Origin of the sequence: Paeniglutamicibacter antarcticus (assembly GCF_039544305.1) — a bacterium.
In the GTDB taxonomy this organism is placed as follows: Bacteria; Actinomycetota; Actinomycetes; order Actinomycetales; family Micrococcaceae; genus Paeniglutamicibacter; species Paeniglutamicibacter antarcticus_C.
Genome location: NZ_BAABLK010000093.1, coordinates 84,476 through 93,047, shown reverse-complemented (window position 1 = coordinate 93,047; position 8,572 = coordinate 84,476). Strand labels below are relative to the sequence as shown.

7 protein-coding genes and 1 tRNA gene are annotated in these 8,572 nt (G+C 63.0%); 3 read left to right on the top strand and 5 right to left on the bottom strand.

The annotated features are described in order from the left end of the window. The first annotated feature begins 627 nt into the window (after positions 1–627). Positions 628–2,088 (top strand): glyceraldehyde-3-phosphate dehydrogenase, encoded by a 1,461-nt coding sequence (locus ABEA12_RS18060; RefSeq protein WP_210100721.1) that lies wholly within the window; start codon positions 628–630, stop codon positions 2,086–2,088. A 111-nt stretch (positions 2,089–2,199) separates the two neighbouring features. Here the strand turns inward: ABEA12_RS18060 and ABEA12_RS18055 are convergent, their stop codons facing one another. The 5 genes from ABEA12_RS18055 to ABEA12_RS18035 all read right to left on the bottom strand — a co-directional run bounded on the left by ABEA12_RS18055 (position 2,200) and on the right by ABEA12_RS18035 (position 5,037). Further along, complete coding sequence (locus ABEA12_RS18055; RefSeq protein WP_210100722.1) at positions 2,200–3,042, bottom strand: acyltransferase domain-containing protein; 843 nt, start codon at positions 3,040–3,042, stop codon at positions 2,200–2,202. 104 nt (positions 3,043–3,146) lie between these two features. Then, positions 3,147–3,728 (bottom strand): peptide deformylase, encoded by a 582-nt coding sequence (gene def, locus ABEA12_RS18050; protein WP_210100723.1) that lies wholly within the window; start codon positions 3,726–3,728, stop codon positions 3,147–3,149. Between the two features lie 220 nt (positions 3,729–3,948). Continuing rightward, positions 3,949–4,024, bottom strand: a tRNA-His gene (locus ABEA12_RS18045). 140 nt (positions 4,025–4,164) lie between these two features. Further along, complete coding sequence (orn, locus tag ABEA12_RS18040; protein WP_210100724.1) at positions 4,165–4,782, bottom strand: oligoribonuclease; 618 nt, start codon at positions 4,780–4,782, stop codon at positions 4,165–4,167. Between the two features lie 48 nt (positions 4,783–4,830). Beyond that, positions 4,831–5,037, bottom strand: coding sequence for a hypothetical protein (locus ABEA12_RS18035; RefSeq protein ID WP_210100725.1), 207 nt, complete (start codon positions 5,035–5,037; stop codon positions 4,831–4,833). Between the two features lie 327 nt (positions 5,038–5,364). Here ABEA12_RS18035 and mptB (ABEA12_RS18030) point away from each other — a divergent pair, with 327 nt between their 5' ends. Continuing rightward, positions 5,365–6,915: a polyprenol phosphomannose-dependent alpha 1,6 mannosyltransferase MptB gene (gene mptB, locus ABEA12_RS18030; protein WP_210100726.1), complete on the top strand. Its 1,551-nt coding sequence runs from the start codon at positions 5,365–5,367 to the stop codon at positions 6,913–6,915. Next, on the top strand, positions 6,912–8,519 hold the full coding sequence (gene mptB / locus ABEA12_RS18025; protein WP_210100727.1) for a polyprenol phosphomannose-dependent alpha 1,6 mannosyltransferase MptB: 1,608 nt from the start codon (positions 6,912–6,914) through the stop codon (positions 8,517–8,519). The genes mptB (ABEA12_RS18030) and mptB (ABEA12_RS18025) overlap by 4 nt, the downstream gene beginning before the upstream one ends. Positions 8,520–8,572: the final 53 nt, after the last annotated feature.

Here is an 8,572-nt window from a genome sequence, read left to right as displayed (position 1 = left end):
CCCGTTCGGCTGGTCAATTCCGTTGCCGCCAGTGGTCAATTCGTATTGCCGCTGGTGGTCAAGGGGCTGCCGCCACTGGTCATTTTCGTTGGCCGCCGATGGGCAATTTCAAACTGCCATTGACAAGGGCGGAGGCCGCGGGGCCGCGGGCCTCTTTGACGCCTTGAACAACGTCTACAAACCCTGTGGCTCCTCGGCGCAGCAGGCTCTCGAAGAACAAAAGCGACAGAACCATCACTTTGCCCAAGTCCGGGACCCGAATCCACGGGAAGGTTTCGAGCATCACGGCCCGGAGCATCGGCACGAGCAAGTGAAAAGCAAAGAAGGCCCACCCGCTGAGCAGTGGACCCCTTCTCTAGCCCCACGGGCACACCTAACGAAGCTGGGGGCGGCCCGATCCATCCACCGCACGCATCAATGCCGTCGTCGGGCAGGTCCTCATGTGTGAGCGACTTCACCGGAGAGTTCGGAAGATCGACGTCCACGCATACTAGAATGGTGGCTGGGCCTAGCGCCTCACGGGGGAAATAACCTGCATACCCCCCTCTAGAACCGCTTCTGCAACGGTGCTTTAGCGGTAACAACCGGTTTGAGGATCTCCAGCCGGCTGACCCGGAAGGATATTCAGTGACCCAGCAGTCTGTCGAAGCCCTACAGGAATGGAGCGGACGCGAAGAACTCGCCGAAGCCATGATCCCGCTGATCGGGCGCCTGTACCGCAACAACAACGTGGTGACCTCCATCTACGGCCGCAAGCTGATCAATCAGTCTGCCATCAACATCCTCAAGGCCCACCGCGTCGTGCGCCGCATCGACGGAGAAGCGCTCTCCCTTGAGCAGACCATGCCGATGCTCAAGGCCATCGATGCACTGAACGTCGGTGCCGTCGCCATCGACTTGGGTCGCTTGAACAAGAAGTTCACCGAATCAGGTTCCCCTGACCTCAATGCGTTCCTCACCGAGGAGCTCGGTGAGAAAATCGGCAAGGCCGGCGCGACCGATGCCGAGCCCACCGACGTGGTCCTTTACGGATTCGGCCGCATCGGGCGCCTGCTGGCCCGCATCCTCATCGAACGCGGCGGCTACGGCCTGCGCCTGCGCGCCATTGTTGTCCGCAAGGGATCCGACGACGACTTGGTCAAGCGGGCCTCGCTGCTGCGCCGCGACTCGGTCCACGGAAAATTCGATGGCTCGATCACGGTGGACGAGGAAAACAACACCATTCTGGCCAACGGCACGCTGATCCAGGTCATCTACTCCAACGACCCGGCCACCGTTGACTACACCGAATTCGGCATCAACAACGCCATCGTCGTGGACAACACCGGACGCTGGCGCGACGAAGAGGGCCTGTCCCAGCACTTGGCCGCCAACGGCGTCTCCCGCGTGCTGCTCACCGCTCCGGGCAAGGGCGCGTTGAAGAACATCGTCCATGGCATCAACCACAAGGACATCACGGCCGATGACAAGATCGTCACCGCCGCATCCTGCACCACCAACGCCATCACCCCGGTGCTCAAGGCCCTGAACGACCGCTTCGGTGTCGTCCATGGCCACGTCGAAACGGTCCACTCGTTCACCAACGACCAGAACCTGATCGACAACTTCCACAAGGGAGAGCGTCGCGGCCGTTCAGCGGCGCTGAACATGGTCATCACCGAAACCGGTGCCGCCAAGGCAGTTGCCAAGGCCCTTCCCGAGCTCGAAGGCAAGCTGACCGGCAACGCCATCCGCGTACCGACGCCGAATGTTTCCATGGCCATCCTGAACCTTAACCTGGAAACCGCCACGGACAAGGAAGAGCTGAATAACTACCTGCGCGAGACCTCGCTGGGTGCCGAGCTGCACAAGCAGATTGACTACATCGATTCCCCCGAGGTCGTCTCCACCGACTTCGTCGGTTCGCGCCGCGCCGGCATCGTTGATGGCCTTGCCACCATCGTCACCGGCAAGAACGCCGTCGTCTACGTTTGGTACGACAACGAGTTCGGCTATTCCTGCCAGGTCGTGCGTGTCATTGAGACCATGGCCGGGACCCACCCGTTGGCGGTTCCGACCATCGCGGCTGTTGAGACAGCCAGCGTCTAGCCACATGCGTATCTAGCCGCCCGCCGCCCAAGGCGTCCGGTAGCAAAAAAGCGGGCTGTGGCCCTCGGATATCCGAGGGCCACAGCCCGCCTTTTTTTTCACGGTGGAGTCCTACCGCTCAGCTGGCACCGGCCACGCTGCGCGACCCTTGCCCGCCTGCCAGATCCCGTCCTCGTCGATCCGTCCAAGGACCAGCCGTTGCAGCGAGGATTCCCGGGGCAGTGTGGAAACGTCGATATCCGCCTGTGCCCGGAACGTGAAGTACAGGGCGTCCCCGGGAGCATCGCGCAAGGCGACATCGCTGAATCGTGCCGCGAAGCGGGCCATGTTCGAATTCGGCAGGCCCGTCGACAAGTAGGGGTCCAGCAGCCAAGAATCGCAGTAGGCGTGCTCGATGGGGTGTTCGGGGAAATGTTTGGCGAAGAACGCTGCGGCCAGCGCGAACGAGGAGTCCACCGAGGCGGCATCCAGCGGCCCGTCTTCGGGGATATGTATGCCCACCACCCAGGCACCGCTTCCTGATTCACGGTGCAAATGAAACTGCAACCGTCCCAGCCGGTACAGGGATCCCGAAAGGTGAAGTGTCGACCACCAGTCGGTAGCCATCCCAAATCTCCCGTGCGTGCGGCGGTGCAGCTCGAACTGCCGTCCGATGTCCGCCAGCGTCGCCTCGATAACAGTCGGTGAGATGTCGTTGAGTTCCATGCGTCCGGCGGCAACCGGGGCAAAGCGCAGCAATGCCTGTTGCCAGGCTTCGGCCGCGACGCCGGCGGGGCGTTTGAGGCCTTCGGCGGGCAATGTCCCCCATCGGGCCTCCAAGGCATCGCGTGTGCTGCGCGCCCCGTCGTCGATGGGCCGCAGCAACAAGGCTGTGCACCCTGTCTGGTCCTCGTCGTTTACCGCGCACAGAGAAAGGATCGCGCTGGGTGGCTCGGGGTGCCGCTGCTTGGTCATGGCGTCCTTTGAAGTGCCGCCAAGGCGAAGATGGCGGGTTGGGGTCGGGGTGTTGCGCGAGGCAACGATCCGTCGCCGGCTTGCCGCCACGTGTGGTGAAATGGCTAGGGTTCGTCGTGCCCGAAAGGGTCTTCGTCCGTGCCTGGCAGCCACGTCAGGTTCGGCACGCCCCAGCCCAGTGACTTCTTGGCCTTTTTCCAGCGTCTCGCCCACTTGTCGTTGAGCTTGTCGACGTAAAGGTAGCCGTCAAGGTGGTCGTACTCGTGCTGCATGATCCGGGCGAACCAGTCGGTGGCGTCGAACAAGACGGGGTTCCCATCACCGTCGAAGCCCTCGACGCGGGCAAACTCTGCGCGCTTGAGCGGGAAGTTCAGTGCCGGGGCCGAGAGACAACCCTCAACGTCGTCATCAGGGTCCGGGGTGGACTGCGAGACCTTGGAGAGCGTCAGCCGCGGGTTGACCAACACGCCACGAGGCCCCACGCCGTCATCGTTCTCGAACTGGTAGGTGAAGATGCGCAGGCCCACGCCGATCTGCGGCGCAGCCAGGCCGACGCCGTTGGCCGCGTCCATGGTGTCGTACATGTCCTTGATGAGCCCGCGGAGCTCCTCATTGAACTCGGTGACCTCCTTGGCACGTGTGTGCAGGACGGGTTCGCCGTAGATGGTGACCGGCCGAATGCTCAAGATCTCTCCTAGTGCTTCCTGGTGGCATGTTTCGTGTGTGGGGTTCTTCTCGGGGCGCCAACCCTTCGGTGCCCGGGTCCGCCGGGGGCTCGCAGGTCTGTCCAACGCATCCACGTGCTGCGCGGACCAGGCGTGATGCAGGGTCGCGGAGGGGTTCCCGTTTATCCCTGTGGTGGTGGGATGAGAAAAGCCGCCCCGGAGCGATCCGGAGCGGCTTTATTGGGGTGAGTAACGGGGATTGAACCCGCGACCTTCTGGACCACAACCAGACGCTCTGCCAACTGAGCTATACCCACCAAGTTCGCCCGAGGGCTAGCTGACCTGCACGTTGGAATCTCTTCCGTACTGCTGGGCAACGAGAACTATATTACACATACTTCGTGCTGGAGTGCCAACTCGAAAGGAGCCTAAGGGCCTGTGTTGTGCAGCACAGTGCCTAATCAGCTGATGTTTCCGCAACGATTTTTGCGGCGGCGGCCTTTGCCGAGGCTGAATCCGGTCCCGGCGCCGGAACCATCACGGTGGCACGGTAGTACTTCAGTTCCGCAATCGAATCGCGGATGTCGCCCAGCGCCCGGTGGTTTCCTGTCTTGGCCGGAGCCTGGAAGAAAGCGCGCGGGTACCATCGGCGGGCCAGCTCCTTGATGGTCGAGACATCCAGGATCCGGTAGTGCAAGTGGTCGGTGATCTCAGGCATGTCCCGGGCCAAGAAATTCCTGTCGGTGCCGACGGAATTGCCCGCAAGCAACGCTTTTTTTGGCTCGGGGGCGTAGTTGCGGATGTAGTCCATAACGATGCCCCGGGCTTCTTCCATGCCTAGTCCGGCATCCAGCTCGGTGATCAACCCACTGGTGATGTGCATGGTACGCACAAAATCGCCCATCTGTTCCATGGCGGCTGCCGGCGGCTTGATCACCACGGAGACCCCGTCGCCGAGGATGTTCAGTTCGGCGTCCGTCACCAGGACGGCGACTTCGATCAATGCGTCGTCTTCCAGGCTCAAGCCGGTCATTTCGCAATCGATCCAGACAATTTTTTCAGCTGATATAGGCACGAGCCCAATTTACCCGATGAACTCCCTGCCGGGATCCGCCGCCGCGGGCTATGGCTTGATTGAACCGGATAGCGAACTAAGCAGCCACAACAGCACGAAAGCCACGAGCCCGGTTGCCGCCAGCAGGATAGCGGCGCCCAGGCCCAAACCCACGAGCGGGGCAACTGCGACAACCAAGACGGCCAGGAAGATTCCCCAACCCAGCAATCCATGGTTGCGCACCGGACGACCGGGACTTTTTGCACGTCTGCCCACGCGATTTCCTCGCTTCCGCTCTTGATCCATCAACTACCACCAAGCCTAGGTAGGTGCAGGCCGTGAACCCGCCCGGCCACGCCGCAGGCACGCAGCCAAATGGGTTGGCTTCACGGCGCACCAGCTATGCGTGTGAACTCGCACGCATCCTCGGGCGGCATCCCCGGGAAACCCTGCTCTCGATGCTAGGATCGGACTTGATTTTTGCGCCTTGAGGCGCGGCCGCGAACGAGCTTCACGGACACCGTGGACGGGCAAGCGCGAGCAGCGAAAATGCAGGAATCCACCACCGGGGCACGACGAAGACGAATCAGGAGCGGTGCGCAGATGAACGATGTGCGATCCACCGCTCCCAGGACTGAGCGGCCCGGACGCGGCTGGCACCTCTCTCCGCTGATCCAGGGGACCATCGGATCGATCATGATCCTGCTGGGCTCCTACGCCATCGGGTGGCTTGCAAGCGCCTCGCCGTTGAACCGCTACCCATTGCTGATCGCGATCCGCACCGAGTATTCAGGGGTGATTGCCGGCACCGTGGTGTTGACACTGGGCTGTTGGATCCTCTTCCGCGCCTGGCTGAGGCTTGGACAACAACTGGCAGGCTGGGCCGAGGGCTCGCTTGCCGTGGTGAAGAAGGCCATCTGGGCATGGAGCATCCCGATGCTGCTGGCCCTGCCGATCTTCTCCCGTGACGTCTTCGCCTACATCGGGCAGGGCAGGTTGGTTGCCGCCGGGCAGGACCCCTATGTGGATGGCATCTCCACTCTGAACAACTGGTTCCAGCTGGGTGCCGACATCACGTGGGCAGAATCGGAAACCCCCTACGGGCCGCTGTACCTCAACGTGGAGTACTGGGTGAACCGGCTGGTGGGCACCAGCCCGGACCTCTCGGTGCTGCTCTTTCGGCTCGTCGCGTTCGCCGGGGTGATCCTGTGCCTGATCTACGTGCCGAAGATCGCCGCGCTTCACAAGGTCTCCGGCGCCAAGGCAACCTGGATCTCGGTGGCCAACCCGCTGTTCCTGATCAGCTTCGTGGCCAGCGCCCACAACGATTCGTTGATGGTGGGCCTGGCCTTGGCCGGGACCTACTATGCCGCCACGCGGCGCGGGGTGATCGGCGTTGTACTCATTGCCGCGTCGATCGGCGTCAAGCCGATCACCTTGGTGCTGCTGCCGTTCATCGGCCTGCTGTGGGCCGGGCCCGACGCCGGCTGGGCGCGCAAGTTCCGCTACTGGGCTTACACCGCATCGCTGGTGGCCATCATCATGGCCTTGATCGGCTGGGCGAACGGCTACGGTTTCGGCTGGCTTGGGGTGATGCTGGGAACCGGCACGGGCGCGGTGGTCTTCGCCCCATTGGGCGCGATGAACGCCGTGCTTTCCGGTGCCTTGGCTACCATCGGGCTGCCCACCGACTGGCTGTTGCCGGTGCTCAAGCTCATTGGCCGGCTGACTTCGGTGGCCCTGGTGCTGCTGTTGATCTTCAAAGGCAAGCAATCCCACCTCGTGCAGCGCATGGCGTTGGCGTTCTCCGCACTGGTTGTCCTTTCCCCGATCATCCAACCCTGGTACATCCTTTGGCTCCTCCCGTTCTTCGCGGTCACGGGCATCAGGGATGACTGGCAGTTGCTCTGGGTATATGTCACCACGGCCTTCTTCATCGCGTTTGGGGCTGCGGACCAGATCTTCATCTGGCAGTTCCTCTCCGCGCTTGACCCCTGGGTCAAGCACCTTTCCACGGGGATCTCTTGGGCGGCGATGGCCTACCTGGCCTTTGTCGACCCGCGAACCAAGGGCATCTTCGTCCAGACGCTTCCCCAACGCCTGCGACGGACCAAGGCCTGGATGCGCACCGATCCTGAGGTTCCGAACAAGTGAGCCTCCCCGACCCGCAGCCCTCCCAAAACCCGGTTCGCGTACGCCATTTCGCGGGCCTCACCCGGTCCCTGGAAGCACTGCGCCAGCGCAGCTCACGTGTCCCGTTGCTGGGTCGGCTCACCGGTGGCGGGGACAGCACGCCGGACATCGCCATCGCCCAGGGCTTGCTGGCCTCCGTGATGGTCATGGTGGGGTCCTGGGGCGTCGGGTGGATCCCCAGCTCACAGGAATCGGTGCTGGCTCGTTCGAGGTTCCTGCTGCCGTTGCGCGTGGAAATGCTCGGGGTCATCACCTGCACCCTGCTCTTGGCACTGGGTTCAATGCTGCTCTTCAGGGCGTGGCTGCGCCTGCGGCAGCGCGCCCAGGAAGCCAACGGCAACCCGGTTCTCGCGATCACCAAGGCCATCTGGGCCTGGTCGATCCCGCTGCTTTTCTCCTTCCCGATCCTCTCCAAGGACGTCTATTCCTACCTGGGCCAGGGGCGGCTCATGCACGCGGGGCTCTCGCCCTACACCGACTGGGTCTCGCAGCTGCCGGGCTGGTTCGCCCAGGGTTCGGACTCACTGTGGGCCGAATCCACCTCGCCCTACGGTCCGCTCTTCTTGATGTATGCGCGCTTCGTGTACTTCGTTTCCGGCGGTGTTCCCGAATACGGGGTCCTGCTCATGCGCCTGGTCGCGGTTGCCGGAGTCCTGCTGTGCGCCTACGCGGTCGTGGGCCTGGCCAAGGCCACCGGGAGGGATGCCGCGTGGCCGCTGTGGATATCCGTGGCCAACCCTCTTTTCCTGCTGAACATGATCGGCGGGGTGCACAACGACGGGCTGATGATCGGCGGGGTGCTGCTCGGCTTCCTGCTAGTGGCCCGCAAGCGCCGTTTCGCCGGTGTCCTTGTTGCTACCGCGGCGATCGCGATCAAGCCCATCGTGGTACTGGTTCTGCCGTTCCTGGGCCTGGCGATGCTGTCGCGGACGGCCTCGAACACCCAAAAGCTGCGTGCCTGGCTCTTCACCGGGTCGGTGGCGCTGGGCGTGATGGCACTGCTGGGTTGGGCCTCGGGGCTGTGGTTCGGTTGGATCGCGGCAATGGCCGGCGCCGGGTCCGCAGCCTTCCCCTACGCGCCTGTCGGGTTGCTGGGCATGTTCGTTGGCTGGATCGGCTCCCTGGCAGGCGGCGACCTCGAACTCATTGCCGGGGTAGTCTTCACGGCATTCCGTCTGGCCTCGTTGGCCATCGTCTTCTGGCTGGCCATCCGCCGCCCGGCCGGGCCTCCGTTGCTCTACGCCGGGTACGCACTGGGAACCGCCGTCGTGTTGGCACCCATCATCCAGCCCTGGTACCTTTTGTGGCTGATCCCGTTCTTCGCAATTTCCCGCAGGTACCCGGTGAACCTGGAGCGTGCGCTGTACATCCTGTGCCTGCTGGTGCTGCTCTCCGGGGTGGTTGACCAGCTCTCCATCGGCCAATGGTTCTCGCTGCTCTGGGTGCGGATCTTCGCCGCCGTCATCGGCCTGGCCTACATGGGATACCTGGTGTTCATCGACCCAAAGACAGCCGGCATCTTCGGCGCAGACAGGCTCAGGCCGCTGCAACAAGACACGAACTAGCCACATCCAACGCTTTTTACGTATTTCACACTCCCTAGAAATGAGGCAACCGG

Bases quoted from the DNA above. Each gene is read 5' to 3' on its own strand.
- ABEA12_RS18055 (WP_210100722.1), bottom strand. From the start codon at position 3,042: ATGACCAAGCAGCGGCACCCCGAGCCACCCAGCGCGATCCTTTCTCTG.
- mptB (WP_210100726.1), top strand. From the start codon at position 5,365: ATGAACGATGTGCGATCCACCGCTCCCAGGACTGAGCGGCCCGGACGC.